The sequence below is a fragment of the Rhodocyclus tenuis genome, from assembly GCF_014197755.1.
GTDB lineage: Bacteria > Pseudomonadota > Gammaproteobacteria > Burkholderiales > Rhodocyclaceae > Rhodocyclus > Rhodocyclus tenuis.
Map to the genome: position 1 here is coordinate 173,028 of NZ_JACIGE010000005.1, position 26,788 is coordinate 199,815.

At 65.7% G+C, this 26,788-nt stretch carries 26 protein-coding genes; 17 read left to right on the forward strand and 9 right to left on the reverse strand.

Annotated elements, in window-relative coordinates; all coding sequences use genetic code 11:
* Nucleotides 1–19: 19 nt before the first annotated feature.
* The 3 genes from glyA (at nucleotide 20) to ribD (ending at nucleotide 2,998) form a co-directional block, all read left to right on the forward strand.
* On the forward strand, nucleotides 20–1,270 hold the full coding sequence (glyA, locus tag GGD90_RS08710; RefSeq protein ID WP_153116150.1) for a serine hydroxymethyltransferase: 1,251 nt from the start codon (nucleotides 20–22) through the stop codon (nucleotides 1,268–1,270).
* 69 nt (nucleotides 1,271–1,339) lie between these two features.
* The gene (gene nrdR / locus GGD90_RS08715; protein WP_153116151.1) at nucleotides 1,340–1,798 is read left to right on the forward strand and encodes a transcriptional regulator NrdR; all 459 of its coding nucleotides are present in this window, start codon (nucleotides 1,340–1,342) and stop codon (nucleotides 1,796–1,798) included.
* Between the two features lie 75 nt (nucleotides 1,799–1,873).
* The gene (gene ribD, locus GGD90_RS08720; RefSeq protein WP_153116152.1) at nucleotides 1,874–2,998 is read left to right on the forward strand and encodes a bifunctional diaminohydroxyphosphoribosylaminopyrimidine deaminase/5-amino-6-(5-phosphoribosylamino)uracil reductase RibD; all 1,125 of its coding nucleotides are present in this window, start codon (nucleotides 1,874–1,876) and stop codon (nucleotides 2,996–2,998) included.
* Nucleotides 2,999–3,140: 142 nt separating this feature from the next.
* Here the strand turns inward: ribD and GGD90_RS08725 are convergent, their stop codons facing one another.
* The 5 genes from GGD90_RS08725 to gpmA form a co-directional block, all read right to left on the reverse strand.
* A complete protein-coding gene (locus tag GGD90_RS08725) occupies nucleotides 3,141–3,896 on the reverse strand; it encodes a HesA/MoeB/ThiF family protein (protein WP_153116153.1) in 756 nt (251 codons plus the stop codon).
* 174 nt (nucleotides 3,897–4,070) lie between these two features.
* Nucleotides 4,071–4,499 (reverse strand): hypothetical protein, encoded by a 429-nt coding sequence (locus GGD90_RS08730; protein ID WP_153116154.1) that lies wholly within the window; start codon nucleotides 4,497–4,499, stop codon nucleotides 4,071–4,073.
* 24 nt (nucleotides 4,500–4,523) lie between these two features.
* A complete protein-coding gene (locus tag GGD90_RS08735) occupies nucleotides 4,524–5,948 on the reverse strand; it encodes a S41 family peptidase (protein WP_153116155.1) in 1,425 nt (474 codons plus the stop codon).
* Between the two features lie 18 nt (nucleotides 5,949–5,966).
* Nucleotides 5,967–7,274: a murein hydrolase activator EnvC family protein gene (locus tag GGD90_RS08740; RefSeq protein WP_153116156.1), complete on the reverse strand. Its 1,308-nt coding sequence runs from the start codon at nucleotides 7,272–7,274 to the stop codon at nucleotides 5,967–5,969.
* A gap of 97 nt (nucleotides 7,275–7,371) precedes the next feature.
* Complete coding sequence (gene gpmA, locus GGD90_RS08745; RefSeq protein ID WP_153116157.1) at nucleotides 7,372–8,130, reverse strand: 2,3-diphosphoglycerate-dependent phosphoglycerate mutase; 759 nt, start codon at nucleotides 8,128–8,130, stop codon at nucleotides 7,372–7,374.
* Between the two features lie 295 nt (nucleotides 8,131–8,425).
* On the opposite strand from gpmA, the gene GGD90_RS08750 reads away from it, so the two are divergent.
* The 6 genes from GGD90_RS08750 (at nucleotide 8,426) to GGD90_RS08775 (ending at nucleotide 11,576) form a co-directional block, all read left to right on the forward strand.
* Complete coding sequence (locus GGD90_RS08750) at nucleotides 8,426–8,740, forward strand: ArsR/SmtB family transcription factor (protein ID WP_153116239.1); 315 nt, start codon at nucleotides 8,426–8,428, stop codon at nucleotides 8,738–8,740.
* A 129-nt stretch (nucleotides 8,741–8,869) separates the two neighbouring features.
* Entirely contained in the window at nucleotides 8,870–9,289 is a 420-nt protein-coding gene (locus GGD90_RS08755) for a rhodanese-like domain-containing protein (RefSeq protein ID WP_153116158.1), read from the forward strand.
* Entirely contained in the window at nucleotides 9,286–9,558 is a 273-nt protein-coding gene (gene grxC, locus GGD90_RS08760; protein ID WP_153116159.1) for a glutaredoxin 3, read from the forward strand. The genes GGD90_RS08755 and grxC overlap by 4 nt, the downstream gene beginning before the upstream one ends.
* Nucleotides 9,559–9,627: 69 nt before the next feature.
* On the forward strand, nucleotides 9,628–10,095 hold the full coding sequence (gene secB, locus GGD90_RS08765; protein WP_153116160.1) for a protein-export chaperone SecB: 468 nt from the start codon (nucleotides 9,628–9,630) through the stop codon (nucleotides 10,093–10,095).
* Between the two features lie 22 nt (nucleotides 10,096–10,117).
* Nucleotides 10,118–10,567 (forward strand): SH3 domain-containing protein, encoded by a 450-nt coding sequence (locus tag GGD90_RS08770; RefSeq protein WP_184415042.1) that lies wholly within the window; start codon nucleotides 10,118–10,120, stop codon nucleotides 10,565–10,567.
* Between the two features lie 19 nt (nucleotides 10,568–10,586).
* Nucleotides 10,587–11,576, forward strand: a complete 990-nt coding sequence (locus GGD90_RS08775; protein ID WP_153116162.1) for an NAD(P)H-dependent glycerol-3-phosphate dehydrogenase — start codon at nucleotides 10,587–10,589, stop codon at nucleotides 11,574–11,576.
* 14 nt (nucleotides 11,577–11,590) lie between these two features.
* On the opposite strand, the gene GGD90_RS08780 is transcribed toward GGD90_RS08775, so the two are convergent.
* From GGD90_RS08780 to GGD90_RS08790, 3 genes are all read right to left on the reverse strand, one after another.
* Nucleotides 11,591–12,055, reverse strand: a complete 465-nt coding sequence (locus GGD90_RS08780) for a tRNA (cytidine(34)-2'-O)-methyltransferase (protein WP_153116163.1) — start codon at nucleotides 12,053–12,055, stop codon at nucleotides 11,591–11,593.
* A 163-nt stretch (nucleotides 12,056–12,218) separates the two neighbouring features.
* Nucleotides 12,219–12,986 carry a ComF family protein gene (locus tag GGD90_RS08785; protein ID WP_153116164.1) on the reverse strand — a complete coding sequence of 256 codons (768 nt, stop codon included), beginning with the start codon at nucleotides 12,984–12,986 and terminating at the stop codon, nucleotides 12,219–12,221.
* Nucleotides 12,987–13,071: 85 nt separating this feature from the next.
* Complete coding sequence (locus GGD90_RS08790; protein ID WP_153116165.1) at nucleotides 13,072–14,475, reverse strand: DUF4139 domain-containing protein; 1,404 nt, start codon at nucleotides 14,473–14,475, stop codon at nucleotides 13,072–13,074.
* Nucleotides 14,476–14,939: 464 nt separating this feature from the next.
* On the opposite strand from GGD90_RS08790, the gene GGD90_RS08795 reads away from it, so the two are divergent.
* The 8 genes from GGD90_RS08795 to bioC all read left to right on the forward strand — a co-directional run bounded on the left by GGD90_RS08795 (nucleotide 14,940) and on the right by bioC (nucleotide 24,586).
* A complete protein-coding gene (locus GGD90_RS08795; RefSeq protein ID WP_153116166.1) occupies nucleotides 14,940–15,602 on the forward strand; it encodes a PAS domain-containing protein in 663 nt (220 codons plus the stop codon).
* Nucleotides 15,603–15,638: 36 nt separating this feature from the next.
* Entirely contained in the window at nucleotides 15,639–16,406 is a 768-nt protein-coding gene (locus GGD90_RS08800) for a sensor histidine kinase (protein ID WP_153116167.1), read from the forward strand.
* Complete coding sequence (locus tag GGD90_RS08805; protein WP_153116168.1) at nucleotides 16,403–17,044, forward strand: response regulator; 642 nt, start codon at nucleotides 16,403–16,405, stop codon at nucleotides 17,042–17,044. The genes GGD90_RS08800 and GGD90_RS08805 overlap by 4 nt, the downstream gene beginning before the upstream one ends.
* Nucleotides 17,045–17,210: 166 nt before the next feature.
* Nucleotides 17,211–18,833 (forward strand): methyl-accepting chemotaxis protein, encoded by a 1,623-nt coding sequence (locus GGD90_RS08810; protein ID WP_221227710.1) that lies wholly within the window; start codon nucleotides 17,211–17,213, stop codon nucleotides 18,831–18,833.
* Between the two features lie 45 nt (nucleotides 18,834–18,878).
* On the forward strand, nucleotides 18,879–21,635 hold the full coding sequence (locus tag GGD90_RS08815) for a sensor domain-containing protein (protein WP_153116170.1): 2,757 nt from the start codon (nucleotides 18,879–18,881) through the stop codon (nucleotides 21,633–21,635).
* Nucleotides 21,636–21,667: 32 nt separating this feature from the next.
* A complete protein-coding gene (locus GGD90_RS08820; protein ID WP_407690633.1) occupies nucleotides 21,668–22,381 on the forward strand; it encodes a DNA glycosylase AlkZ-like family protein in 714 nt (237 codons plus the stop codon).
* Nucleotides 22,382–22,606: 225 nt separating this feature from the next.
* Nucleotides 22,607–23,608, forward strand: coding sequence for a biotin synthase BioB (gene bioB / locus GGD90_RS08825; protein ID WP_153116172.1), 1,002 nt, complete (start codon nucleotides 22,607–22,609; stop codon nucleotides 23,606–23,608).
* Nucleotides 23,609–23,641: 33 nt separating this feature from the next.
* Nucleotides 23,642–24,586, forward strand: a complete 945-nt coding sequence (gene bioC / locus GGD90_RS08830; protein WP_153116173.1) for a malonyl-ACP O-methyltransferase BioC — start codon at nucleotides 23,642–23,644, stop codon at nucleotides 24,584–24,586.
* An 87-nt stretch (nucleotides 24,587–24,673) separates the two neighbouring features.
* Here bioC and GGD90_RS08835 read toward each other — a convergent pair whose 3' ends face one another.
* Nucleotides 24,674–26,776, reverse strand: a complete 2,103-nt coding sequence (locus GGD90_RS08835; RefSeq protein WP_153116174.1) for an ABC transporter substrate-binding protein — start codon at nucleotides 26,774–26,776, stop codon at nucleotides 24,674–24,676.
* Nucleotides 26,777–26,788: the final 12 nt, after the last annotated feature.

Genomic DNA, 26,788 nt, shown 5'->3' on the forward strand with positions numbered 1-26,788 from the left:
AGGGCTTGAGAGGCAAACGATGTTTTCCGCAAAAGACACGCTGGCAAAAGTTGATCCCGAACTGTGGCGCGAGATCGAGAACGAGAACAAGCGTCAGGAAGACCACATCGAGCTGATCGCCTCCGAGAACTATGTCAGCGCCGCGGTCATGCAGGCGCAGGGCTCGCAGCTGACCAACAAGTACGCCGAAGGCTATCCGGGCAAGCGCTACTACGGTGGCTGTGAGTACGTCGATGTGGTCGAGCAGCTGGCGATCGATCGCCTGAAGAAGCTGTTTGGCGCCGAAGCCGCCAACGTGCAGCCGAACTCGGGTTCGCAGGCCAACCAGGCCGTGCTGATGGCTTTTGCCAAGCCCGGCGACACGATCATGGGCATGAGCCTTGCCGAAGGCGGCCACCTGACGCACGGCATGCCGCTGAACATGTCCGGCAAGTGGTTCAACGTCGTTTCCTACGGCCTCGATGCTGATGAAGCGATCGATTACGCGCGCATGGAAGCGCTGGCGCGCGAACACAAGCCGAAGATCATCATCGCCGGCGCCTCGGCCTACTCGCTGCGCATCGACTTCGAACGCTTCGCCAAGGTCGCGAAGGAAGTCGGCGCCATCTTCTGGGTCGACATGGCGCACTACGCCGGCCTGATTGCCGCTGGCTGCTACCCGAGTCCGGTGCCGCACGCCGACGTCGTCACCTCGACCACGCACAAGACGCTGCGCGGTCCGCGCGGTGGCGTCATCCTGATGAAGGCCGAGCACGAGAAGGCGCTCAACTCGGCGATCTTCCCTGGCCTGCAGGGCGGTCCGCTGGAACACGTCATCGCCGCCAAGGCGGTCGCCTTCAAGGAAGCGGCGACGCCGCAGTTCCGTCACTACCAGGAACAGGTGGTTGCCAACGCGCGCGTGCTGTCGCGCGTGCTCGCCGAAGAGCGCGGCTTGCGCATCGTCTCCGGACGTACCGAGTCGCACGTCTTCCTGGTCGATCTGCGCGCCAAGAACATCACCGGCAAGGAAGCCGAAGCGGCGCTCGGCAAGGCGCACATCACGGTCAACAAGAACAGCATCCCGAACGATCCGCAGAAACCCTTCGTTACTTCGGGAATCCGCATCGGTTCGCCGGCGATGACCACGCGCGGCTTCACCGAGATCGAGGCCGAGCGCGTCGCGCACCTGATTGCCGACGTGCTCGAAGCGCCGGCCGACGAAGCCGTGCTGGCGCGTGTGCGTGAAGAAGTGTCGGTGCTCTGCCGCAAGTTCCCGGTCTATGGGGCCTGAGGCGGCTGTCGGGGCACGGCGCAGTCCGGCGTCGCTTGCGGCGCCGCTGCCCATGGCTGCTGAGCAGCGATGAAGTGCCCCTTTTGCAGCGCCAGCGAAACGACCGTCCTCGATACGCGTATCAACGAGGACGGCGATATCGTCCGTCGCCGCCGTCGCTGTCTTGCCTGCGACAAGCGCTTCACCACTTACGAGCGCGCCGAAATCCGCCTGCCGCAGGTGGTCAAGAAGAACGGCTCGCGCGTCGATTACAGCCGCGACAAGCTCGCCGCCAGCCTCTGGCTGTCGCTGCGCAAGCGGCCGGTGACAACCGAGGCGGTCGACGCGGCGATCGCGCGCATCGAGGAAAAGCTGCTGGCGCTCGGCGAGCGCGAACTGCCCTCGGAAAAGATCGGCGAAATGGTGATGCGCGAGCTGAAGAAGCTCGACAAGGTCGCTTACGTGCGCTTCGCCTCGGTCTATCGCAACTTCGAGGATGTCGACGAGTTTTCCGAACTCATTCGCGAAGTCTCGGGGCCGCGCGCCTAGGCACGCGGACTGCCCCTTGCTGACGGTTCTCCCGCTCTTCGCCAGCAGCCAAATGCACCCGCCGAGAGTGCCGCGATGACTTCAGTCCCGGGTTTTTCCGCCGCCGACCACGCCTTCATGGCGCGTGCGCTGCAACTGGCCGAGCGCGGGTTGAACAGCACCAGCCCGAATCCGCGCGTCGGTTGCGTCATCGCCCGCAACGGCCGCGTCGTCGGCGAAGGCTGGCACGAGCGTGCCGGCGAACCGCACGCCGAGGTGCATGCGCTCGCTGCAGCAGCAGCTGGCGACCCGGAAGCGGCGCGTGGCGCCGACGTCTATGTGACGCTGGAACCCTGCGCGCATTACGGGCGGACGCCACCCTGCGCCGATGCGCTGGTCGCCGCCGGCGTCGCGCGCGTCGTCGCCGCGATGCAGGACCCCGATCCGCGTGTCGCCGGTCGTGGCCTCGAACGCCTCGCTGCCGCCGGCATCCGTACCGAGTGCGGACTGCTCGCCGATGCAGCACGCGAACTCAATATCGGTTTCGTCTCGCGCCTGACCTGCGGCCGGCCCTGGCTGCGCGCCAAGCTCGCCGCCAGCCTCGACGGCCGTACGGCGCTGGCCGATGGTGCCAGCCAGTGGATTACCGGCGCCGCGGCGCGCGCTGACGGCCAGCACTGGCGGGCGCGTGCCTGCGCGATCCTCAGCGCCAGCGGCACGGTGCTGCGCGACGACCCGCAATTGAGCGTGCGTCTGGGCGATGCCGGCCAGACTGGCCAGCGCCAGCCGCTCAAGGTGATCGTCGATAGCCGCCTGCGCACGCCGCCGGCCGCCCGGTTGTTCGAGCAGGGGCGGGTCCTGATCGTCGGCGCCGGTGGTGATCCGGCGCGCGCTGCGGCGCTCGCCGCGCGTGGCGCGGAAGTGCTCGACCTGCCGGGCAGCGATGGCCGCGTCGATCTGCCAGCGCTGCTTGGCGAACTGGCGCGGCGCGGCGTCAACGAAGTCCACGTCGAAGCCGGGCGCGTGCTCATCGGGTCGCTGCTCGCTGCCGGCCTCGTCGATGAATTGCTGATGTACTTTGCCCCCTGCCTGCTCGGTGACAGCGCCCAGGGCATGTTCGCGCTGCCGCCGCTCGTATCGCTGGCGCAACGGCAGGCGCTGAAGATTCGCGACTGGCGGATCATCGGCGACGACCTGCGGGTGATTGCCCGCTGCGCCTAGCGGCGGAACGCTGAGCCTGGCAGCCGGAGCTGCGCAGTCTCTGGTTGGCGGGTGCTGCCGGAGCTTGGACTGCCGGACTGGCTCGCCGACGCCTGCTGCGGCGCCGCGGGAAGGGCGCCGATTGCGCTAGTCTGCTCGGGCTTCAGTCGCCGCAGACCGGGCAGTGCGGGTCGCGCGCGAAGCGCGAGCTCTTCCATTCCAGATTGAGTGCGTCGTAGCGCAGCAGGCGGCCGAAGCCGGGCTCTGCGGATGCGCCGCAGCCGACGATCAGGCGTAGCGCCTCGGCTGCCTGCAGCGCGCCGATGACGCCGGTGAGCGGCGCGAAGACGCCGGTCGTCGCGCAGCGCGGCGGATTGACCTCGTCGCCCTCGGGGAACAGGCATTCGTAGCACGGCACGTCATTGCGGCGCAGGTCGAAAACGGCGAGCTGCCCGGAAAAGCGGATCGCGGCGCCCGAAACCAGCGGTTTTTTCAGCTGCACGCAGGCGCGGTTGATCGCCTGACGTGTGGCGAAGTTGTCGCAGCAGTCGAGGATCACGTCAGCGGCGGCGACGGCGGAGGTGAGCGCCTCGCCCTGCAGGCGTTGCGTCAGCGCGGCAACGACGACGTCCGGGTTTAGCGTAGCCAGCTCGGCCTTGCCCGAAAGCGCTTTGGCCGTGCCGACGCTCCCGGCGCGATGCAGTATCTGCCGCTGCAGATTGGACAGATCGACCTCGTCGCCATCGGCGAGGGTGAGCTGACCGACACCGGCCGAGGCGAGATAGAGCGCTGCCGGCGAGCCCAGTCCGCCGGCACCGACGATCAGGACGCGCGCCGCGCGGATGCGCTGCTGGCCCTCGACGCCGATCTCGTCGAGCAGCAGATGCCGGCTGTAACGCAGCAGTTCGTCGTCACGCATTGCTGAGCACATCCGGGAAATTCGTTGCGAAAAAATGGGCCGGGAGGCAGTGGGCCGGGAAAGAGTCGGTCAGAAGGCAGTCGGCCAGAAGGCGCCGGGCCGTGAAAAGGAAGGCTGGCGCCGCAGCGGGGCAGCGGTGCGCAGGGTATCCGGCGCCGCTGACGAGTGCGGCGTTCAGCGGTAGTCGCGCCACTCGGGCGGTGTTTCGTCGCTGTCGCCGTGCGGCTGCCGATCCCAGGCCTGCGTATAAACCTCGTTCTGCGAGCGCTTGGTTTTCAGTTCGGGCGCGCCGAGATTGTGTAACTCGGTTTCTTCGACGTAGTGGATCAGGGCCCGCTTCATCTTGCTGAGCAGGGTGTTGTCGAGATGGAAACCGTGGTCTTCGACCGATGCTTCAATGCTGCGCAGCGTGTACTCGCGCAGATCGTAGGCGACATCGACGGCGCGCCGCTCGGGGAGCGGCGCCACGTCGAGTCGCGGCAGGTCGGCCAGACAGACACCGGCCTGCGCCACCTGATCCGGCGGGAAGCGCGCGAAGGAGATGCTGCGCTCCTTGCGGATCGGTGCCGGCGAGCGGGTGTTGGGCTGCTGCGTCCGGCGCATGCGGGCGAATGCCGTCCTGTCAGCCTACTGGCGGGTCTGCAGGATCTGCAGGCCCTTGAGCAGGTTGATCGCCTGGTTGAGAACGAAATCGTTCTTCGACGCCAGTTCGCGCGTCGGCAGTTCGCCTTCGTCGGCATCCTCCTTGCCGCCCTTCGGCTTGGCCGGCGATTTGCCCGGTGTCTGGCCCGGTGCCTGCAGCTTCGGCGCTTCCTTGGCCGTGGCGCCGCTGTCCTTTTCCTTGTCGTTCATCAAGTGGCGATCAAGGTTGGCTTCGCGCAGACGCTGCGAGCTGTCGCCGTTGGCCGGATCGTCGACGACGATGTCGGGAACGATGCCCTTGGCCTGGATCGAGCGTCCCGACGGCGTGTAGTAGCGCGCCGTGGTCAGCTTGATCGCGGTGTTGCCGGGCAGCGGCATGACCGTCTGTACCGAGCCCTTGCCGAAGGTCTGCGTGCCGAGGACGACGGCGCGCTTGTGATCCTGCAGTGCGCCGGCGACGATTTCCGAGGCAGAAGCCGAGCCGCCGTTGACCAGCACGACCATCGGCGTCTTGCGCACTTCCGGCGGCAGGTCGCGCAAGGGATCGGCGCCGCCGCTGCCGCGCAGGTAGTCTTCGGCGGTGGTGAAGAACTGGCGTTTGGCATCTTCGGTGCGGCCGTCAGTCGAGGTGACCAGCGTCTTTGGCGGCAGGAAAGCAGCGGAGACGCCGACGGCGCCGTTGAGCAGACCGCCCGGGTCGTTGCGCAGGTCGAGCACGAGGCCCTTGAGCGCACCGTCCTTGTACAGGTCGCCGATGTGCTTGGCCAGCGAGGCGACGGTGTTTTCCTGGAAGGAGGTGATGCGCAGGTAGCCGAAGCCCGGTTCGACCAGCTTCGACTTGACGCTCTGCACCTTGATCACTTCACGCACCAGCGTGATTTCCAGCGGCTTGCTCTCGCCCTTGCGCAGGACGCCCAGCTTGATCGGCGTTTTCGGCTTGCCGCGCATGCGCTTGACCGCGTCGGACAAGGTCAGTCCCTTGACCAGCGTGTCGTCGAGCTTGTAGATCAGGTCGCCACTCTTGATGCCGCCGCGGTAGGCCGGCGTGTCCTCGATCGGCGACACAACCTTGACCAGACCGTCTTCCATGCCGACTTCGATGCCGAGTCCGCCGAATTCACCCTGCGTGCCGACCTGCAGTTCCTTGTAGGCGTCGACGTCGAGGTAGGCCGAGTGCGGGTCGAGGTTGGAAACCATGCCGCTGATCGCGTTGCTGATCAGCGTCTTGTCGTCGACCGGCTCGACGTAGCCCTGTTTGATCGCATTGAAGACTTCGGCAAAGGTGCGCAGTTCCTCGATCGGCAGACCGGTGCGTACGTCCTTGTCGGCGAAAACCGTCAGCGTCAGGCTGATCGCCGCGCCGCCGACAAAACCGGCACAAATCAATCCCGCCTTTTTCCAGTTGCCCATCCGTATGTTCTCCAATGCTTATCTGACGCTGACCCATTTCATCGGGTCCAGCGCTTGCCCTTGCTGGCGGAGCTCGAAGTATAAACCCGATTCCGGATTGCCACCGCTGTCGCCGACGGCGGCAATGGCGTCGCCACCGCGCACGTTATCGCCGACCTGTTTCAGCAGTGCGTCATTGTTGCCGTAGATCGACAGGAAGCCGTCGCTGTGGTCGACGATCAGCAGATTGCCGAAACCGCGCATCCAGTCGGCAAAGACGACGCGGCCGGCGGCGATCGAGCGCACCTCGGTGCCGGCGGCGGCGCGGATGAACAGCCCCTTCCAGGTGCCGCCTTCGGGGCGGCTGGCGCCGAAGCGGCCGCTGACGACGCCTTTCACCGGCAGGCGCAGTTCGCCTTTGAGGCGCGCGAAACTGCCGCCCGCGCGCGCATCCGGTGTGTGTTCGTTGACGATTTCCGGCGTGCGCGTCGCTTCGCGGCGTTCGCTGCCGCGCGCCTTGTCCTCACGCCCGGGGCGTTGCGGCTTGCTTTCTGCCGGCGCGCTCTCGCGCTTCGGTGCCGGGCGCGCGGCGATGATCTTCGCCAGGCGCTCGACCAGCTGGCTCAAGCGCCGTTCGTCGCGCTCCTTGGCGCCGATTTCCTTGCGCTGTGCGCTGATGCGCGCCGAAATTTTTTCCAGCGCCGCCTTGCGTTGTTCGCGGCGCTGCACCAGCGCTTCGCGCCGTTCCTTCTGTCGCTCCTCGACGGTGGCCAGTTCGGCGGCGCGTTCGCGCGTGTCGGCAGCCAGCGCTGTTTTCTGTTCAAGCGCGCTGCTGATTTCCTGCAGCAGTTCGCCGCGGGCGCGGCCGATGGCGGTCAGGTAGTGCAGGTCGCGGGCGATCTGGTTGGGGTCGTCGCCGTTGAGCAGCAGACGCAGCAGATCGGGTTCTCCCTGCAGATATTGACGGCGGATCAGTTGCTCAAGCTGCCCCTGCTGGCCGGAAATGCGCGCTTCCATGTCGCGCGATTGCGTTGCCAGACGCGCCAGCGTTGCTTGCAGCTCGCCGCGCTGCGTCGCCAGATCGTGCAGTTCGCGCTGCAGCAGCGAGATTTCGCGCTCGGCATCCTTCAACTGGTCGGCGGCGTCGGCGCGCGTGCCTTCGGCAGCGGCGACGTCCTTGCGCATGGCTTCGATCTGCCCGCGCAAATCCTTGAGGTCATTGCGCTTGTCGGCGACCTCGGCGGCAGGCGGTGCGGCCTCCTTGCTGCGCGCCGCCTGTACGTCGCCCGACAGCAGCACGCCGCACAGCGTCGCCAGCACGCCGGCGACGGCGCAGCAGCGGCGCACGAAACGATCGCCCGGGCGGCCAGCGCGGCCGCTGGCGGCGCAGCTTGCAACTCCGTCGTTCCCGGCCGCCGGCGGGTGCCGGCGGCGGGTGACGCGATTACTGCTGGCGCGCCTGATTGGCAACGGCAGCTGCGGCAGCTTGTGCCGCTTCCTGATCGCCGAGGTAGTAGCTGCGGATCGGCTTGAGATCGTCGTCGAGTTCATAGACCAGCGGGATACCGGTCGGAATGTTCAGATTGACGATATCGGCATCGGAGATGTTGTCGAGATACTTGACCAGCGCGCGGATGCTGTTGCCGTGTGCGGCGACGATCACGCTACGGCCGGCCTTGACCGCCGGCGCGATCGTTTCTTCCCAGTAGGGGACGAAGCGTGCGACGGTGTCCTTCAGGCATTCGGTTGGCGGCAGCGCTTCACCGGCGAGGCCGCTGTAGGCGGGCGCGTAACGCTCGTCGAAATGCGGGTGGCGCACGTCGTCGAAAGCGAGTGCCGGCGGCGGCACGTCGTAGCTGCGGCGCCATTCGAGCACCTGCGCGTCGCCGTACTTGGCCGCGGTTTCGGCCTTGTTCAGGCCCTGCAGCGCGCCGTAATGGCGCTCGTTCAGCCGCCACGAGCGATGCACCGGAATCCACAGGCGGTCCATCTCGTCGAGCGCGATCCACAGCGTGCGCATGGCGCGCTTCAAGACCGAGCTGAAGGCGAGATCGAAAGCGAAACCGGCATCCTTCATCAACTGGCCGGCGGCCTTGGCCTCGGCGAGGCCGCGCTCGGTGAGGTCGACGTCGGTCCAGCCGGTGAAGCGGTTTTCCTTGTTCCAGGTGGATTCACCGTGGCGCAGCAATACGATTTTGTTCATGGGATCGGGTCGGCAGAGAGGTGCGGAAAGAGGGGGCCTGGTTGGAGCGGTAATCTTGTCAGGCACGGGCGGTTTCAGGGCGGGGTGCGCGGGGCCGGCCAGCAGGCTTGCCGACCGCACTTGCCCGTAGTGGCGAAGCTGCTTGGCCGGCGGCGCAGGCACTCTCGAGTCCGCAAAAACGGACCGGAAAGCGCATGTCAGGGCGTCGGTACCGCCATTCCGGAGCGCGCACTTCGCGCAGAGGAATTATTTTATAATGGATCAAACCCCTTTAACGAGACTTCCGTCCGTGGCCATGCAAATCAGCCTCATCGAAAAACAAGAGCATATCGAGCAGGCGGCGCGGGCACTCAAGTCGATGTCGCATCCCTTGCGCCTGAAAATTCTGTGCGTTGTCGGCGATCAGGAGGCCTGCGTGCAGGAAATCGTCGATGCGGTCGGTACCTCGCAGAGCAACATCTCGCAGCATCTGGCCATCCTGCGCGACAAGGGCGTGCTGCTGACGCGCAAGGACGCCAACCGCGTCTATTATCGTGTCGGCGACGCGCGTACCCTGCAGCTGATCGGCATGATGCGCGAGGTGTTCTGCGGCATTCCGCAGCGGGCGTGAGCCTTGCATGCTCAGATGCCGGGCTGATCTGCCACCTTCGCAAGACTGTTTCTCTGAACGGGCATGATCATCAGTCCTTCCGAGTATTCGCTTTCTTCCCCCGATTGACCGTTGTTTCTGGAGCTCCGCTTGGAATTCATTCAGCAAAACATTCTTCTCGTCGCTGTTGCCGTGACCAGCGGCGTCATGCTGCTCGCCTCCTTCATTCGCCGTCCCGGCAGTGGCAAGAGCGTCACGCCGACGCAGGCGACCCTGCTCATCAACCGCGAAGATGCGCTGACCATCGACGTGCGCGAGCCTAACGAGTACGCCGCCGGCCATCTGCCCGATTCGCGCAACATCCCGGCGGCAAAGCTTGCCGAGCGCATCGGCGAACTGGAGAAGTTCAAGGAGCGCGCGCTGATCGTCGTCTGCCAGAGCGGCGCCCGTTCGGCCTCGGCTTCGGCGCAACTGGGCAAGGCCGGCTTTACCCAGGTGCACAATCTCGAAGGCGGCATTGCCAAGTGGGTCGAGGCCGGCCTGCCGATCAAGAAGGGCGGCAAGAAATGAGCGTCCAGGCCAAGGTACTGATGTACGCCACCGCCGTCTGCCCCTACTGTATTCGCGCCGAAGCCTTGCTGCGTCAGCGTGGTGTCACCGAGATCGAGAAGGTGCGTGTCGATCTCGATCCTGAACGCCGCGACGAGATGCTCGAGCGCAGTGGCGGTCGGCGTACGGTGCCGCAGATTTTCATCGGCGACACGCATGTTGGCGGCTGCGACGAGCTGGTGGCGCTCGACCGCGCCGGTGGCCTTGTGCCGCTGCTCGCCGGCGACTGAGTCATCAGGCTTTCGCATTTCTCCCTTATCTTTCCGAATTCTTCATCCCCTTTCATTACGAGACCCATCATGAGCGAACAGGAAGCCCCGGTTTTTTCGATCGAAAAGCTGTACGTCAAGGATCTTTCGGTCGAAGTGCCGAACGCGCCGGCGATCTTTCTTGAGCAGTCCGCGCCGGAAATCACCATCCAGATGCAGAGTGGCGCGCAGCCGCTGAACGAGGAAGTGTTCGAGGTGTTGCTGACCGTCACCGTCACCGCGCGCATCGGCGAAAAGGTCGCTTTCCTGGTCGAAGCCGGCCAGGCCGGTATCTTCCGCGTGCGCAACGTGCCGCAGGAAGACATGGCGCCGCTGCTGTCGATCGGCTGCCCGAACATCCTCTTCCCGTACGCGCGCGAAGTAATTTCCGACGCGGTCATCCGCGCCGGTTTCGCGCCGGTGCTGCTGCAGCCGGTCAACTTCGAGACGCTCTACTTCCAGCGCCTCGAGCAGGAAAATGCCGCTGCGGCAGGTACGGCTGAAACCACCCTCCAGTAGCAAACCCGCAAGGAGCGCGACCATGCGACTGCGCCAGCTGAGCCTTCTTGCCGGCGCCGTGTTCGGTGTTGCAGTCACCGTGCCGGCGCAGGCGCTCGAATTCCGCAGTGTCGACACGGCGTCGATCCTCTACGACGCGCCGTCGCAGAAGGGAACGCGGCTGTTCGTCATCCGCCGCGGCACGCCGGTCGAGCTCGTCGTCAGTCTCGAAGGCTGGGCCAAGGTGCGTGATGCCGACGGCGGACTGGCGTGGATCGAGAAGAAGAATCTGGTCGAGCGGCGCACGCTGATCGTCACTGCCGCGCGCGCGTCGGTGCGGCAGAGCGCCGACGAGTCGGCGCCGCTCGTTTTCGAGGCCGAGAAGGGCGTCGCGCTCGAGTTTGTTGAAGCGGCCGCCGCCGGCTGGGCCAGAGTCCGCCATGCCGACGGCCAGAGCGGTTTCGTCCGCGCCAATCAGGTCTGGGGCCTGTAATCAGGGGTTTTTGCTGCACATGAACATTACCGTTGTATCTGCCGGCGCCTGGGGAACCGCGCTGGCGGTGGCTTTTGCCGCCCGCCATCGCGTCACCCTGTGGGCGCGCGAGGCCGAAGTCGTCAGCGACATGCAGGAACTGCGCGAGAACCGCCGCTTCCTGCCCGGGCATCGCCTGCCGGATTCTCTGCTGATCAGTGGCGATCTCGCGGCGGCGGTCGGCGGCGCCGAACTGCTTGTCGTCGCCGCGCCGCTTGCCGGTTTCCGCGCGAGCTTGCGCGCGCTGAAAGCGCTCGGCCCGGTGGCGCCACTGGTGTGGGTGTGCAAGGGCCTCGAAGGCGACAGCGGCAAGCTGCCGCATCGCATCGTTGCCGAGGAACTCGGCGAGGATTTTGTCTGTGGTGCGCTGTCGGGCCCCAGCTTTGCCGAGGAAGTGGCGCAGGGATTGCCGACGGCGGTGACGCTGGCGGCGACCGAGCTTGAGTTCGCGCGCCGCATCGCGCACGCGCTGCACGCGCCGCGGCTGCGCGTCTATGCCAGCGACGATCTGGTTGGCGTTGAAATCGGCGGCGCCGTCAAGAACGTCATGGCCATCGCCGCCGGCATCTGCGACGGCCTGGGACTTGGACACAACGCGCGCGCCGCGCTGATCACGCGCGGGCTGGCCGAGATGGCGCGCTTCGGCCTCGTCGTCGGAGGTGCGCGACAGACCTTCATGGGGCTGGCCGGCATGGGCGACCTGATCCTCACCTGTACCGGCGACCTCTCGCGCAATCGCCGCGTCGGGCTGGCGCTGGCCGAGGGCAAGACTCTGTCGCAGATTCTCGCCGACCTTGGCCACGTCGCCGAAGGCGTCGGCACGGCGCGCGAAGTGGCCCGCCGCGCCATCGACCTCGGCATCGAAATGCCGATCACCCAGGCGGTCGATGCGATCCTGCATCAGGGCGTGCCGGCGGCGATGGCCGTCGAGCAGCTGCTGCATCGCGACCCGAAGGACGAGAGCGCCTGAGCTGGCGCGGGCAGCTAGACGCTGCCGGCAAAACCCTGTTGCCGCCAGGCTTCAAACACCGTCACGGCGACGGCGTTGGAGAGGTTGAGGCTGCGCTGTCCTTCGCGCATTGGCAGGCGCAGGCGCCGTTCGGCGGCGAATTCGGCCAGCACCGCTTCCGGCAGGCCGCTCGTTTCACAGCCGAAAACAAAGACGTCGTCGGGCAGCAGGGGAATCCGGTCGGGACGTTCGCCGCCCTTGGTGCTCAGCGCAAAGAGACGGCGTCCGGCGAGCGCTGCCTTCGCCGCTGCCCAGTCGGCGTGGCGGAAGACGCGCGCGAACTCGTGGTAGTCGAGGCCGGCGCGCTTCAGCGCCTTGTCTTCCCAGCGAAAACCGAGTGGCTCGACGAGGTGCAGTTCGGCACCGGTGTTGGCGCACAGACGGATGACGTTGCCGGTATTCGGCGGGATTTCGGGTTGGTAGAGAACGACGGCGAGCAATCCTTGCTCCTTGGCGGTGATGGCGAGGCTGCAAGTTTAGCCGAGCGCGGAGGCGGCGCAGAGGCGGTGCAGATGCGGCGCGGACGAAGCATCGGCGTGGCGCGGCGGATGTGCGGACCGAGCGCCGGCCTTGGCGACCGGCGGCATGCGCCGGTATCGTCCTTCAAGTGTTTCCGCGGGTATCGGCAGCGCCGTCGGGCGGCAGCGCGCGGGCGACGACCAGCGCGCTGACCTGCGCCGCGCCATGCAGCTTGAGCGTGCGCGCGCACTCGCTGAGCGAGGCGCCGGTGGTCATCACGTCGTCGACCAGCACGATGCGCAGGCCGGCAAGGTCGCGCGTGCAGTGAAAGGCGTTGCGCACGTTGGCGGCGCGTTCGCGCCAGGGCAGGTTCGCCTGTGTCGAGGTCGGGTGCTGGCGCGTGCACACGCGAGTGTCGAGCGGCCAGCCCCGTGCCGATGCGAGTGTTCGGGCCAGTTCGAGTGCCTGATTGAAGCCGCGTTCGCGCAGTCGCGCGGCGTGCAGCGGCAGCGGCACGACCAGATCGGCCTCGATCGCTGCCGCCTTCTGCGCCAGCGCCGCGCCGAAGTAGGCGCCGGGCGCCAGTCGGTGGCCGTACTTGAACGACTGGATCAGTACGTCGACCGGAAAGGCGTAGGGGTGCAGCGCGAGTGTGGCGTCGAAATGCGGTGGCTGCGCGATGCAGCGCCCGCAGCGCTCGCCAAAGGGCGTCGGCAGCGCGCATTGCGGACAGCACTGCTCCGACAACTGCGGCAGGTCGGCGGCACAGGCGTGACAGAGCAGCGAATTGCCGCTGCCGGCACCGCAGAGCAGGCAGTCCTGCGCCAGCAGCAGGTCTGACAACTCGCGCAACAGCCGTCTGGCCGTGCCTTTCGGGCTGCCTTCCCCGTGACTGTGCGCCGGCTGGTCCATCAGTCTGGTGGCCGGCGCTCAGTCGTCCGACGACTTCCGGCGAGCGGATTGCGCCGCCGCCGCATCGTCTGCGCCGGGTGGCTGATCACCAGCGCACCCGTGCCGTGTAGTCGAGCGTGGCGGAGCCATTGGCCGGAACGCTCAGGTTCCAGACGGCAAGGAGTGCACTTTCTTTCGTGCTTTTCTGCGTTTCCTGGACGATTTCCCAGTCGCCGGGCAGAGCTTCCTCGATGCGCACGCTGACCGCCTCGTCGCGCGCATTGCGCAGTTCGAGGTGGAAGGCGCTTTCGGCCGATGTTTCGCCGAGCTTGCGGTAGCTCGTCTGCTTGCGCTCGACGCTGATGTCGAAGGCTTCGCCGAGTTTCAGGCGGACGTTCTCGTTCTTCGCGGTATGCCCGATGCGGTCCTCGCCGACGAATTGCGCGCCGCCCTTGCTGTCGCGCGCATAAACGCGGATGACGCCGGCCGGCAGCGGCTTGCCGAGCTGGCCCCCTTTGTTGGCGAACTCGATGAAGACCGCCGGCTTGATCTTCTCGGCGATTTGCCCGGAACGCTCGCGGTAGTAATAATCGGCGCCGGCCAGTACGTAGTCGCGGCGCACCGGAATGCCGGCGGCCGAAAGCAGCGCAAGTTGCTTGCTCTGGTTGTCGGCGATGGTCGTCGGCCGCTCGAAGCTGTACAGGTGGTAGTCGAGCAGCGATTCCTCGGCCACCTCAGCCGCCTTGGCGCGCAGCGCCGATGCGGCGTAGGCCAGCAGCGGTCGCGCCGGCGCCGCCCGGTTGAGCTTGCCGGCGACCAGTTGCAGGCTGGCTTCCTCGTAGCTGGCGCCGCTGTGATTGTTCAGCGTCACCCAGGCGGAGAGGTCCATCGACTTGCCGTCGGCTGCGAGGTTCGCCACATAATCGGCCTGCCACGACAGCCCGCCGCTCAGGTACGAGAGTTCCAGCGACTGGCTGCCGCCGGCAGCTTCGAGCAGGAGCGAGAGCGTCGGCCGGTCGCGCAGCGTGGCCGGAACACTGTCGAAGACGATGCGCCCGGGAGCGCCGGTTTCAATGCGGTCGGCAAAGCGCAGCACGGTGCCGTTGCTGGCGGCGAGGACGGTGGCTTTTTCGCGCCGCTCTTCGCCGGTGGTCGGATGCACGCGCAGGACGCTGACTTCGCGGCCGACGTATTTCTCGAGCAGTTTCTCGGGCGTCAGCAGATCGAAATCGAAGTTCTGTTCGAGCAGCGTCAGCGGACGGCCGTAAATGGCGCGCAGCATCGCCGTTTCCGGCCGCAACTGCGCCGATACCTCGCGCAGGCTCAGACGCGACAGGCCGGCGGGCAGGGTGATCCGGCGTCTTTCCTTGATCAGCGCCAGATCGTCGTTGTAGACGGTGATCGCGGTGCTCTCGCGGTCGGCGCTGCCCGAAACAATTTCCGCCGTCCCGGCCGCTGCCGAAGCCGCGAATACTGTGGCCGCAATGAAGCCCAAAGTCCATTTCATCATCCTGTGCCTCCGCTCGTTTGAGGCCCAAGCATAACCCGGTGCAGTCGCCGCGTGGGCGCGGCGGCACTGCGCAGTGCTGATCGCCGGCAAGCCAGTACCGGCCGATCTTCGGGCACATGCTGAGGGGGCTTTCGGCGTCGAGACAGCGTCATTCGCTGCTTGCCTGCGGCAATGAAAGTTGGCTTTCGTGCGTCCCGCTCGCTAAAATTCACGGTTCGATATTACTTTCCGCGTAGCGTTGCTGGCGTATTCGGCCGCGCGCAGCGCAGATGCTCAACTTTCTTGTGGCAAAAACGCGCAATGCGTAAGGAGTTCTCCGTGACTCCATGTGGCGCCTCCGCTCACCGGCTTGCCGGAGCCGGCGGGCTCGCCGCGACAGTGGTGGGCGCCCGTTCGCGGGCACCGTTCTGTCGGCTGCCCGAGCCACCGGAATCGCCGGCTGATGACATAAGCGACAGCCGCTGATGTTCGTCAATGTCGATCCGGCCATTGCGGCCGCGCGCTATCGCGCCATCGGCGATTCGCTGGCCGAGGGCGTCGTCGTCTTTGACGCCGGTGGTGACGTTCTGGCGTGCAATGCGCGCGCCGAGGCAATGCTCGGCATGACCGAGGAGCAGATGCTCGGCCGGCACGTCGACGGCAGTTGTTGGCGCCTGCTCGGCGAAGACGGCGCGCCGCTGCCACCTGCCAAACGGCCCGACCGGGTGAGCTTGCAGACCGGGCAGGTGCTGACCGGTGTCGTCATCGGCTTGCAGCGTGGCGACGGCGGCATCGCCTGGCTGTCGGTCAGTACCGCTCCGTGGGCGCTTGACGATTCGCCGACGATGGCCGGCGTCGTGGCAACGCTTCTCGACATTACGGAGCAGAAACTGGCGACCGAGTCGTTGCTCGAGAGCGAACAGCGCTTCCGCCAGGCTTTCGATAATGCGCCGGTGGGCATGGCCATTTACTCGCCGGATGGTCGTTTGCTCAGCGTCAATCCATGGCTTTGCCGGATGATGGGCTACAGCGAGGCGGAATTGCGGACCCTCTCTCCCGAGCAATGCACGCCTCCCGCCGACCTGGCCCGCGAACTCAGTTTGCACGGCCAGCTTCTACGCGGTGAACTGAGCAGCGTCAGCTTCTAGAAAACGCTGATCTGTCGCGACGGTTTGCGGCTGGTCGTGCGCAAGAATCTGTCGGTAGTGCGCAACGCGCTGGCGCGCCCGGTGAAGCTCATCGGCCAGATCGAGGATATTTCCGGGCTCAAGGAAGCCCAGTCGGCGGCCTTTTCGCGCAGCCTGGTCGCTGCCCAGGAAGCAGAACGCAAGCGGATTGCGCACGAACTGCACGACGAAATCGGCCAGTCGCTGACGGCGCTGAAGATTACCCTCGGCAGAGCGCGGAAAGTGGTCAGCGAACCCTCTGCGCAGGAATCGCTCGACCACGCGCAATGGATCATCAGTAGTCTGATGAACGAGATTCGTGGAATCGCGCATCGCCTGCGCCCGCCGGAACTCGACCAACTCGGCCTGACCGCGACCTTGCGGACCTACCTGGAAAAGACGCTCAGGGCCGGCGATGTCAAGATTTCCTTCACCTCGGACGTCGGCGACGCGCGTTTTTCGCCCGATATCGAATTGTGCTGTTTCCGCGTCACGCAGGAGGCGGCGACCAATTGTTTGCGTCATGCCGCAGCGCGGCGCTTCGAAGTCGAGCTGCGGCTCGAGTCAGAACGCCTGTGCTTGACGATTCGCGACGACGGCGCCGGTTTCGATCTTGCCGCGCAGAAAGACAGCGGATCGCTCGGCCTGATCGGCATGCGTGAGCGGGTCAAGGCGGTCGGTGGCAAGCTGGTGATCAATTCCTGTCCGCGGCTGGGCACCGAAATCCTGGCCCGTTTTCCCATCCGCTTTTTCACCGGCGTGCCCATTGCTGGAGCCTCTTCATGAACATCCGGGCCGTTCTGGCAGACGATCATCAACTGGTGCGTGCCGGCGTCGCCGCGCTGCTGCGTGAAAGCGGCAAGGTCGACGTTGTCGGCGAGGCCGCCAATGCCGAAGAGGCCATCAGCCTGGTGCGCGAGCTGAAGCCGGATCTGCTGCTGCTCGATATCGCCATGCCCGGCATGTCCGGGCTCGAGGCGCTGGCGCTGCTCAACCCCGAGCAGCCCGGCTTGCGCGTCATCCTGCTGTCGATGTTCGCCAGCGAGGAATACGTGCTGCGCGCCTTTCTCCAGGGCGCCGCCGGCTACCTGCTGAAGGATTCGGCGCCCGAGGAACTGCTGCTTGCCGTCACTGCCGTGATGCGCGGCGACATCTGGCTTTCCGCCGCAATATCGAAGCTGGTGGTGAACGGCCTGCTGGCGCCCGGAGGCAGCCTGGAACGAAATCCGGCGCTTACCAGCCGCCAGCAGCAGGTGCTGAAACTGATCGCGTCGGGGAAAAGCACGCGCGCCATCGGCAGCGAACTCCACCTGAGCGTCAAGACGGTTGAAACGCATCGCGCGCAAATCATGGACAAGCTCGACATTCACGACCTTGCCGGTCTGGTGCGTTATGCGATTCGCCAAGGCATGGTTCCTTTGTGAGCGTGCTGTCGGTCTGATACGAAGGCCGGTAATTTCTCCCGGACAATCAGGGTTTTCCTGATTGCTCCGCTTCTTGTCGGCCCCCAATAATTCGTGTGCATATTTCGCGTCAGGCACGGGAATCGCCCGGCGAATGTTTCATGGCTGCGAATCACGGGGGAAGAAAATGCAATTTGGCACTATGGGGGTGAAGGCCCGCCTTGGCCTGATCACCGCGGTCGCCTTGGTCGGCCTGCTGGCGGTTGGTGTCTATTCGCTCTTCGATCTGCGCACGAGCATGCTCGAGGATCGCAATGTGCAGATCCAGTCCCTGAGCGCCGCCGCCGGCGGCGTCGTCGAGCGTGCTCATGAACTGGCGCGCACGGGTGTGCTGAGCGAAGCCGATGCCAAAAAGCAGGCGATCGAAAATCTGCGCGCGATGAAATTCGGTGCCGGCGACTACTTCTTCATCTTCGACCGCGATCACAACGTCCTGATGAACGCCGGCCAGGCGCAAATGGAAGGCAAGTCGGGTGCCGACAACGTCCTGATCCGCGACCTCGTTGCCGCGGCGCTGGCCAGGCCGGAAGGGGGCTTTGTCAATTACCGCATTGCCCGCCCCGGCGACTCGGCGGCGGTTCCCAAAACCTCGGTGGCGGTTGAGTTCAAGCCCTGGGGCTGGATCTACGGCACCGGCATCTACGTCGACGACGTCGATGCCGCTTTCTGGTCGCAGGGCGGCAAGATCGGCGCGATGATCGTCGTCGCCTTGTTCCTGCTGAGTGCCTTTGCTTACTTCGAGGGGAAGTCGCTGATGCGCCAGCTGGGGGGCGAGCCGTCGCTGGCGTCGGCTGTCGCCGCGCGCATCGCCGACGGTGATCTTGCTTCGCCGGTCGGCGATGCGTCGGCGCCGGATGACAGCCTGATCCATTCGATGGCGACCATGCAGGAGCGCCTGAAAGGCGTCTTCGCGCAGATCAACACGCTGGCGGCGCGCCTTGCGGTCGACGCCAATCAGCTGTCGGTCGCTTCCGAAGAAATCCGTCAGGCGTCCGAGGTTCAGTCGAATTCAACGTCGGCGACGGCGGCGTCAATCGAGGAAATGACAGTGAGCATCCACGAGGTATCACAGATCGCCCGTGTTACCGAAGAGAACTCAAGCAAGGCGGCACACCTTGCCGAACAAGGAAAGATGCTGGTCAATGCCTCTGCCGAGCAGATTGCCAAGGCGCTGGGAACGGTGGCTTCTTCTGCGGAAGAGATCCGCCAGCTTGAGGCGCGTTCGCAGGAGATCGGCAGCATCGCCGGCGTTATCCGCGAGATCGCCGAGCAGACCAATCTGCTGGCGCTCAACGCCGCGATCGAAGCCGCCCGCGCGGGAGAGCAAGGGCGCGGCTTCGCCGTCGTTGCCGATGAGGTGCGCAAACTGGCCGAGCGGACGAGCAAGGCGACCGGCGAAATCACGGTGATGATCGCTGCGGTGCAGGCCGGAACGCACAGCGCCGTCGGCGCGATGGAAGCGTCGGTACCGCAGGTCGAGACCGGGCTCGACAAGGCTCGCCAGGCCGGCGAACTGCTCGAATCGATCCTGGCGCAGACCACCGATTCGCGCGACCGGGCGCGCGAAGTCGCGTCGGCGACCCAGGAGCAGGCGACGGTTGCCGCCGATATCGCGCGCAACGTCGAAAGCATTTCCTCGATGACCGAGGAAACCAACGCGACGATCCAGAACAATGCGGCGTCGGCGAAAGCGCTCGACCGGCTCTCGGCGGACCTTGGTCACGCGGTCGAGTATTTCCGCATTGTCTGAGCACGCCGCACACATGTTGCTGACGATCGATCGGCGAGATTCCACATGAGGCGCAGGACATTTGCGGCCGATGATCTGCTCACCATTCTCTGGGGGCTGGAACGGCTGGGGCGTCTGACCGGCATCGATCTCGACATCGTTGAGGCGGCGGTGCAGCGCGTTGCCAGCGGCGCGCAGCTGCTTGACGGCGAGCGTTCGCCCGCTGAGTGCCGCTCAGCGGCGCCTGCGGCGAACGCCGGCTGCCTTGTCGCCCGGGTGAGCCGGGCTGGCGCGCCCGTCGCCGATCTGGTCGCGCGCCGGGCTGGCGCGGCGGCGGACGCCTTCGCGGCGCAGCCGCCGGCGGCCAACGATGACGAGCGGCTGCCGCTGCTTTGCGGCGAAGACCTGCCGGCGATACTGGCTTTTGCCGCCGACATCGCCCGCACTCTCGCCGAAAACGGATGCCTGCGCTGCGATTCGCGCCAGCTCACAGAACTGCTGCGCCTCGCTGCGCGGGCGGCCGCTCGCGATCTGCTCGCGGGCGGTCAGGCAAGACCGCCAAAGGCGCTGGTGCGTGCGCGGGAAAGCACTAGGATCGCGGCGCTCGAGGCCGATGTCCGGCATGGTGCAGAGATCATCGACGGCCTGCCGTGCATCGTCTATTCCTTTGACGAGCAGGGGCGTCTGCGCGGCTGGAACCGTACCTTTCGCGAGGTTTCCGGGTACGCCGAGGAAGAACTGGCGCTGAAGCCCTTGCGCGAGTTCATCGCCGACGACGGCTTTGGCTTCCTGGCTGCCTCGCTCGCGGCCTCCGCGGGCAGCAGCGATGCGCGTACGGAAGCCCAGTTCCTCACGCGCCAGGGCGAGCGGATTCCCTACCTGTTTACGGTGCGTTGCGTACCGGGAGCGGATGGCGGCTTGAAGGTCGGCATTGGTCTGAACATCGCCGAGCGCAAGCAGGCCGAGGCACTGCGCGACAAACTCACGCGCGCGCTACGCCTGCTTGGCGAGTGCAATGCCGCGCTGTTGCGTGCGGAAACCGAGCAGGCGCTGATCGACGAGGTGTGCCAGTTGATCGTCAGCACCGGTGGCTATCGCATGGCCTGGGTGGGCTACGCCGAGAGTGACGAGAACAGGAATGTCTGCCCGGTCAGCTTCGCCGGCAGCAACGATGGATTCCTCGACGGCGTACGCATTCTCTGGGAAGACTCGGAACTGGGGCGTGGTCCGACCGGTACGGCGATCCGTTCCGGGGTCGCCCAGGTGTGCCGCTCGATCGCGCAGAACCCGGCCTGCGCGCCCTGGCTGGAAGCCGCCAGGCAGCGCGACTATGTGGCAACCGTCGCCATTCCCTTGCTCGCCGAGCAGCGGGCATTCGGCTCTCTGGGCATCTATTCCTCCGATCCGGACTCGTTTGCCGGCGACGAGGTCGCGCTGCTCAACGATCTGGCGAGCAATCTGGCGTATGGCATCCAGAGCCTGCGCAGTCGCGCACGGCGCGACGCTGCCGAGCGACAGCTCGCTTTTCTGGCACATCACGATCCGCTGACCGGGCTGCCCAATCGCGTTCTCTTGCGCCAGCGTTTTGCCGAGTCGCTCGCTGCCGCGGAAATCGCGGGCTCGGGAATGGCGCTGTTCTATCTCGATCTCGACAGCTTCAAGCAGGTCAACGACAGTTTTGGTCATGATGTCGGCGACCGCCTGCTGGTCGCGCTGGTCGCCCGCCTGCAGAGTTGTCTGCGCCACGGCGATCTCGTCGGGCGCTACGACAGCGATGCCTTTGTCGGCGTGCTCATCGACGCTGGCGATCCGGCGATCATCGACCGCCAGATGAACACGCTGCTCGATGCGGTCGCTGCACCGCTGGAGATTGCCGGACACACACTGCACATCTCATGTTGTGCCGGAATCAGCCGTTATCCGGACGACGGGACCGATTTCGATACGCTGCTGCGCAAGGCCGACGCGGCGCTGTGCCATGCCAAGGACAGCGCGCCCGGCGTCAGTCGCTTTTTCGAATCGCGGATGAGCCGTGATGCGCTGGCGCTGATGCAGATCCAGAGCCGCCTGCGCCAGGCGCTGGCGCAGGAAAAGTTCATATTGCATTTTCAGCCGCAAATTGATGTGATCGCCAATAAAGTTGTCGGTTTTGAGGCGTTGGTGCGCTGGATTGACGAAAATGGCGAACTTGTTCCACCGGGAAGTTTCATAGCAGCAGCAGAGGAAAGCGGTTTGATCGTGCCGCTGGGCAAGTGGGTTCTGGGCGAAGCCTGTCGGCAAGGGCGGGAATGGCTGGACGCCGGTTTGCCACAGTTTTCGGTGGCGGTGAATATGTCGGCGCAGCAGTTCAAACATGGCGGCATTCTCGAAACGGTGGCTGAAGTTCTGACGAGTACGGGTTTTCCCGCTGGATTGCTCGAACTTGAACTGACCGAATCGATTTTGTTGCAGGATACGGAACTGGTCATGCAGACCCTCGGGGAACTCAAGCTCATGGGTGTCAAACTGTCGATCGACGATTTCGGTACCGGTTATTCGAGCCTGTCCTACCTGAAACGCCTGGCCGTCGATAAGCTCAAGATCGATCAGTCATTCGTCCGCGATCTCGGAGAGAGTGCCGACGATTCGGCCATCGTCAGGGCGATCATCCAGCTTGGCCACACCCTGCAGCTGTCGGTGATCGCCGAAGGAGTCGAGACCGACCGGCAACTGGCGTTTCTGCGCAGCTTCGGATGTAATCAGGCACAGGGGTATCTGTTCAGCCGTCCGTTGCCGGCGGAAGATATACCCGATTACGTTTTGCAGCGGGCGAGCGTTTCCTGAATGCAATCTTTTCGACGAGGTGCACAATGGGGATGAGCAAAGACCAGATTTCTGCGCCGCCGTGTGAGTTAGCCGGCGGCGACTCGCGCGAGGCGAGCGCCGGGCCGGCAAATACCGCAGCCGCGAAACGTTCACGCCGCGTGCCGGCCCTGGCGCACAGCCCGGCCATGCAGCGCATCGTCGCCGTGATTCAGCGCAAATCGGAAATGTCGGTGGCCGACATTTCGGCCGAGGCTTTCGTCGGCGTCACGACGCTGGCCTGCGGCGGCTATCTGCGGCAACTGAAAGCGGCCGGGCTGATTCATATCAGCGGCTGGCGCAAGACGCGCCGCGGTTTCTCGACGCCGCTGTACAGTCTCGGTAATCAGGCCGATCTGCCGCGGCCCGAGTACAGCGATCAGGAACGCGACTGTCCGGGGATGGACCGGATCGTCGAGGCCTTGCTGCATTACGGGCCGGCGACGTATCCCGAACTGGCGAAGATCAGCGGCCTGTCGCGGCATACCTTGAAGAACTCGGGCTACCTGCAAGCCTTGCGCGCACAGCAGCGGATCTTCATCAGTGCCTGGCGGCGTTCGCGCAACGGGCCGATGCAGGCGGTGTACGCGCTGGCGCCGGGAAGCGATGCGCCGAAGCCGGCCAAACTGACGGTGGCGGAAAAGAACCGGCACTGTCGCGAGCGCAAGCGGGTGCTGCAGGGCGATCGCTGTCTGCTCGCACAGTTGAACGGGCTGGCCAGCAGCTGATTCTTCGCCTGCCTCGTCTTGCGCGCCAGTCTTCCTGGCGGCGGCTGCTGCGCTTCGCGATCAAGACAAGCCGGCCTCGGCTTGACGGCCGACACGCTTGGCGGTGCATGGTGGTCGCCATGGCACTGCCGAATGGTTCATAATTCGCCCTCTCCCGGTTTTCGCTCCTTCCGCCTGCCGGTGGCAGCCCCGCTTGCCGGCCACTTATCTGTCCAGGTTCCTGCCATGAATGACCACACTCCCGCTGCCGTGCTTGCTGCCGAGGCCGGCTCCAGCGCCCTTGCCGCGACTGCATCGGCTCCGCTGACCACTGCCGAGATCGAGGCGCTCTACGAACTGCCGCTGATGGACTTGCTCTATCGCGCCGCAAGCGTGCACCGCGCCAATTTCGACGCCAACGAAGTGCAGCGTTCGGCGCTGCTCTCGGTGAAGACCGGCGGTTGCGGCGAGAACTGCGGCTACTGTTCGCAGTCGGCGCATCACGAAGGCGAGACGCCGCGCGAGTCGCTGCTCTCGGTCGACCAGGTCGTCGCCGCCGCGACCGCCGCCAAGGAGCAGGGCGCGTCGCGCTTCTGCATGGGCGCCGCCTGGCGTGGCCCGAAGGACTCGGATCTGGTCAAGGTCGCCGAAATGGTCAGCGCGGTGAAGGCGCTCGGTCTGGAAACCTGCGTCACGCTCGGCATGCTCAAGGACGGCCAGGCCGAGGCGCTGAAGGAAGCCGGTCTCGACTACTACAACCACAACCTCGATACCTCGGCCGAGCACTATACGAACATCGTCACCACGCACAAGCAGACCGATCGAGTCGAGACGCTCGGCCGCGTTCGCGAAGCCGGCCTCAAGGTCTGTTCCGGCGGCATCGTCGGCATGGGCGAATCGCGCCGTGACCGCGCCGCGCTGATCGCGCAGTTGGCAGCAATGGAACCGCCGCCCGAGTCGGTGCCGATCAACCACCTGACGCCGATTCCCGGTACGCCGCTGGAAAACGCGCCGCCGCTCGACCCCTTCGAGTTCGTGCGCACCATCGCCGCGGCGCGTATCGCCATGCCGAAGAGCTTCGTGCGCCTGTCGGCCGGTCGTCAGAACATGTCGGAAGAGCTGCAGGCGATGTGCTTCTTCGCCGGTGCCAATTCGATTTTCTACGGCGAGAATCTGCTCACCACCGAAAACGCTGATGCCGAGCGCGATCAGGCGCTGTTTGCCAAGCTGCAGCTGCGCGCCATCTGAGTCGTCCCGGCGCGGACGCTGGCGCTGAAAACCATGCCGTCCGTGCCGCCTCCTGTGTTGCCTCCTGCTTCGCCGCAGTCAGCGCGCGTCGGCGCTGCGGCGATCGACCGCCAGCGCGTGCGGCAGAATTTCGCACGGGTAGCCGCCAGCTATGACGGGATCGACGTCGCGCAGCGCGAGATTGCGCGGCGCATGTTCGAGCGGCTCGACCCGGTGCGGATCGAGCCGCGCCGCATCCTCGATCTTGGTTGCGGCAACGGCGCCTGCCTCAGTGCCTTGCACGAGCGCTATCCGCGCGCCGAGCTCATTGGCGCCGACATTTCGCCGCCAATGCTCGCTGCCGGACGGCGGGCGCAAACGCGGCACAGCTGGCTGCTGCCCTTCCTGCGCCGCGCGCGGGCGCCGCTGATCGCCGCCGACGCTTGTGCGCTGCCCTTGCCCGCTGCCTCGGTCGGTTTCGTCTGGTCAAACCTGATGCTGCACTGGCTGGAAGATCCGCGGCCAGTCTTCGCCGAAGCGCACCGCGTGCTCGAGAACGGCGGCCTGCTGATGTTCGCGACCTTCGGCCCGGACACCTTGAAGGAACTGCGTTCGGCGTTTGCCGCGCTACCCGGCGATACGCAGCCGCACACGCATCGCTTCATCGACATGCACGATCTTGGCGACATGCTCGTCGCCGGCGGTTTTGCCGATCCGGTGATGGACATGGAGATGCTGACACTGACCTATCCGTCGCTCGACGAATTGCTGCGCGATCTGCGCGGCGGCGGCGGTTGCGCGCTGCGCGGACGGCGGCGCGGCCTGCTCGGCCGGGCGCAGGGCGAGCGCTTTGCTGCCGCTTATCAGCAGCAGGCATCGGCTGGACGCCTGCCGGCCAGCCTCGAAGTGATTTACGGTCACGCCTGGCGCGCCGAGCCGAAGCGAAGCGCTGACGGCAGTGCGATCGTGCGCATGCCGCTCTCACGCAAGACCGGCTGAGCGTCGGTTGCCCGGCGACGGCGCTGGCGCCGGATACGGCTGGCTAACAGATTGACGCAAACGAGCGGCACTGCACGCTCGCCGGCTTCAGCTCTCCGGCAATCCCAGACGGTATTGCGCGTAGTGGCGGTCGGCGCTGACGATGTGGCGGGCGAGCAGGCTGCGCAACAGGTAGTTTGCCAGATCCTCCGCCGAGAGGCTGCCGGCCTGCCAGGCGGCGAAGCGCTGTTGTGCTTCTTCGAGCAGCAACTGGTGCGTTGCCGCGTGTTCTTCGCGGCGCGGATAGCAGGCTGCCGCCATGTCGCGTTCTTCGGTGGCGAAGTGACTGGCGGTTTCGGTCAGCAAGTTATTGATGATGTTCTGTATTTCTTCTGTCGGCCGATTTTCTTCGATGGCGTCGACGACGGCATTCGACAAGGTGAACAGTTGCCGGTGCTCATGCTCGAGTTCGCTGACGCCGAAGGCGAAATTTTCGTTCCAGGACAGCCGGAACAGTGGCCCGCCGGCAGAGCGCGCGTCTTCGCGCTCGACCTGGTTGCGACCCGATGCCTTGGCGCGGTAGAGCGCGGCGTCAGCGCGTTTGACGAGTTTTTCCAGCGTATCGTCGGCATGCAGGCTGGCAACACCGAAGCTGGCGCTGACGGCGCCCACTTCCAGTGAACGCACGCTGCCGATCAGCAGGCGCAACTGCTCGGCGAGCAAGGAGGCTTCGTCGAGTCCGGTGCATGGCAGCATGATCAGGAATTCCTCGCCGCCCCAGCGCGCGAAACCATCGCCGTCGCGCAGGCGCCCCTGTACCCGGCGCGCAATGTCGTCGAGGATCGCATCGCCTTGCGGGTGTCCGTGCCGGTCGTTGATGCGCTTGAAGTGGTCCACGTCGAAGATGATCAGCGCCAGCGGCTGCTGATAGCGCCTGGCCCGGACGATTTCGGCAGCGGCGAATTCTTCCATCTTGTGCCGGTTCCAGCAGCCGGTCAGCTGGTCGATCATCGCCAGCTGCTCGAGTTCGGCATTGGCGGCGCGCAGTTCGCGTTCGCGCGCGCTGCGCAACTCGATTTCACGACGCAGCGCGCGTGACAGTCGTGCGTAGCGCAGCGCCGCAGCGCTGACGAGCAGGATCAGCAGCAGCGCGCCGACGGCAATCTGCACGATGCGCTGGCGTTCGGCGGCACCGTTGTCCTCCGGCAGCAGGAAGTCGTCGAGTTTGACCGGTCCTTGCGTCATGCCGAGTTTGATATAACTGTTGGCGATGAACTCCCAGCGGCTGCGGTTCATTTCGCCGATCGGCATCAGCTCCGGCATGATCAGTTTGTGCAGCGTTTCGGCCTCGAAGCGCAGGTGCTCGGCCGAAAGCTGCGGCGCGTAGCGTTCGCGGATCAGCGCGATCGCGGTTTCGGGATCGGCGAGCGCCGCCTGCCAGCCACGCAGGCTGGCCGCCGTGAATGCGCGCACCATCTCGGGGTCGCGCCGGGCGAGGTCGGCGCGCGTCATCAGCACGTCGCTGTAGAAGTGCACGCCGTAATCGCGCGGGCTGATGATCCGGTAGTTGACGCCGCGCTGGCGCAGCGTGAACGGTTCGCTTGAGACATAGGCACCGAGTGCGTCGATGCGGCGCGCGATCAGGTCGTCGATGCCGTTCCGCGTCAGCGGCGGCAGCTTGATGCGGCCCAGTTCGACGCCTTCCTGGCGGAGTACGGTCATCAGTTCAGCACCCGCCGACGTCGATAGCATGACGCTGCGCCCGGCCAGGTCGCGCGGCGTGAAAATGCCTGAATCGGCGCGCACCAGCCACATCTGCGGCGAGGTCTGCATGATCGCCGCCAGCGCAACGACCGGCCGCCCCTTCTGGTGTTCGAGGATGAGCCCGCTGCCGGCGATGCCGAAATCGGCGCGCCCCGCCAGCACTTCCTCTTCCGCGGGTGTTGCCGCTTGCGCCTCGACGATCGTTACGTCCAGCCCGGCGTCGCGATAGAAGCCCTTGGCCAGCGCCATGTAGTAGCCGGCGAACTGGAACTGGTGCTGCCAGTGCAGTTGCAGGCGTACCGCCTGCTCCGCCAGCGCTGGCGTTGATACCGGCGTCAGACAGAGAAGCAGTAGCGGGAGCAGACGGCGCAAGACGACGGCCCGGTCAGCGACGCAGTGCATGTACGGGATGGTGCTGCCCGGAATTGCGCCGCTCCCGTTTGTCATGGCGCCATAGAA

Bases quoted from the DNA above. Each gene is read 5' to 3' on its own strand.
- glyA (WP_153116150.1), top strand. From the start codon at position 20: ATGTTTTCCGCAAAAGACACGCTGGCAAAAGTTGATCCCGAACTGTGG.
- nrdR (WP_153116151.1), top strand. From the start codon at position 1,340: ATGAAGTGCCCCTTTTGCAGCGCCAGCGAAACGACCGTCCTCGATACG.
- ribD (WP_153116152.1), top strand. From the start codon at position 1,874: ATGACTTCAGTCCCGGGTTTTTCCGCCGCCGACCACGCCTTCATGGCG.
- GGD90_RS08725 (WP_153116153.1), bottom strand. From the start codon at position 3,896: ATGCGTGACGACGAACTGCTGCGTTACAGCCGGCATCTGCTGCTCGAC.
- GGD90_RS08730 (WP_153116154.1), bottom strand. From the start codon at position 4,499: ATGCGCCGGACGCAGCAGCCCAACACCCGCTCGCCGGCACCGATCCGC.
- GGD90_RS08735 (WP_153116155.1), bottom strand. From the start codon at position 5,948: ATGGGCAACTGGAAAAAGGCGGGATTGATTTGTGCCGGTTTTGTCGGC.
- gpmA (WP_153116157.1), bottom strand. From the start codon at position 8,130: ATGAACAAAATCGTATTGCTGCGCCACGGTGAATCCACCTGGAACAAG.
- GGD90_RS08750 (WP_153116239.1), top strand. From the start codon at position 8,426: ATGCAAATCAGCCTCATCGAAAAACAAGAGCATATCGAGCAGGCGGCG.
- grxC (WP_153116159.1), top strand. From the start codon at position 9,286: ATGAGCGTCCAGGCCAAGGTACTGATGTACGCCACCGCCGTCTGCCCC.
- secB (WP_153116160.1), top strand. From the start codon at position 9,628: ATGAGCGAACAGGAAGCCCCGGTTTTTTCGATCGAAAAGCTGTACGTC.
- GGD90_RS08770 (WP_184415042.1), top strand. From the start codon at position 10,118: ATGCGACTGCGCCAGCTGAGCCTTCTTGCCGGCGCCGTGTTCGGTGTT.
- GGD90_RS08775 (WP_153116162.1), top strand. From the start codon at position 10,587: ATGAACATTACCGTTGTATCTGCCGGCGCCTGGGGAACCGCGCTGGCG.
- GGD90_RS08785 (WP_153116164.1), bottom strand. From the start codon at position 12,986: ATGGACCAGCCGGCGCACAGTCACGGGGAAGGCAGCCCGAAAGGCACG.
- GGD90_RS08790 (WP_153116165.1), bottom strand. From the start codon at position 14,475: ATGATGAAATGGACTTTGGGCTTCATTGCGGCCACAGTATTCGCGGCT.
- GGD90_RS08795 (WP_153116166.1), top strand. From the start codon at position 14,940: ATGTTCGTCAATGTCGATCCGGCCATTGCGGCCGCGCGCTATCGCGCC.
- GGD90_RS08805 (WP_153116168.1), top strand. From the start codon at position 16,403: ATGAACATCCGGGCCGTTCTGGCAGACGATCATCAACTGGTGCGTGCC.
- GGD90_RS08810 (WP_221227710.1), top strand. From the start codon at position 17,211: ATGCAATTTGGCACTATGGGGGTGAAGGCCCGCCTTGGCCTGATCACC.
- GGD90_RS08815 (WP_153116170.1), top strand. From the start codon at position 18,879: ATGAGGCGCAGGACATTTGCGGCCGATGATCTGCTCACCATTCTCTGG.
- GGD90_RS08820 (WP_407690633.1), top strand. From the start codon at position 21,668: ATGAGCAAAGACCAGATTTCTGCGCCGCCGTGTGAGTTAGCCGGCGGC.
- bioB (WP_153116172.1), top strand. From the start codon at position 22,607: ATGAATGACCACACTCCCGCTGCCGTGCTTGCTGCCGAGGCCGGCTCC.
- bioC (WP_153116173.1), top strand. From the start codon at position 23,642: ATGCCGTCCGTGCCGCCTCCTGTGTTGCCTCCTGCTTCGCCGCAGTCA.
- GGD90_RS08835 (WP_153116174.1), bottom strand. From the start codon at position 26,776: ATGACAAACGGGAGCGGCGCAATTCCGGGCAGCACCATCCCGTACATG.